The sequence below is a fragment of the Vibrio sp. YT-19(2023) genome, assembly GCF_033337395.1.
Genome location: NZ_JAWOQN010000907.1, coordinates 1 through 564, shown reverse-complemented (window position 1 = coordinate 564; position 564 = coordinate 1). Strand labels below are relative to the sequence as shown.

The 564-nt window shown below is 45.0% G+C and carries 2 pseudogenes; one reads left to right on the top strand and one right to left on the bottom strand.

The annotated features are described in order from the left end of the window. Positions 1-361: pseudogene (locus R7E78_RS29120) on the top strand (amidophosphoribosyltransferase); the annotation flags it as partial. 72 nt (positions 362-433) lie between these two features. On the opposite strand, the pseudogene R7E78_RS29115 reads toward R7E78_RS29120, so the two are convergent. Further along, positions 434-564: pseudogene (locus R7E78_RS29115) on the bottom strand (LysR family transcriptional regulator); the annotation flags it as partial.

Here is a 564-nt window from a genome sequence, read left to right as displayed (position 1 = left end):
GAAGAAAGTGTACATGGTGTCTGCTGCACCAGAAGTTCGCTTCCCTAACGTTTACGGTATCGATATGCCGAGCGCGACAGAGCTGATTGCTCATGGTCGTGACAACGAAACCATTTGTAAACAGATTGGTGCGGATGCGCTTATTTACCAACGTCTAGATGACTTAGTTGAAGCGGTAGGCTTAGGTAACCAAGATATCACGCAGTTCGATACATCAGTATTTAATGGTGAATACGTAACTGGCGATATCGATCAACAATACCTCGACTTCCTAGATGGTTTGCGTAATGACGATGCAAAAACGCAACGTGAAATTCAGCAAGATCTAGCGAACCTAGAGCTGCACAACGAAGGCGCGTAAACCAGCGCCATCCATCATTATCGGGATAAAAAAACCAGAGCCTAGGCTCTGGTTTTTATTTTTGTATCATTTTTAGTGGATGTTGTAGGCAATCACAAAGTCGATGAACAGACGCACTTTCTCTGGCAAGTGATCTTTGTGGTTGTACAGCATGTAGATGCCGCGCGGGTTTGCGCTCCAATCTGGCAATACTCGCAACAATT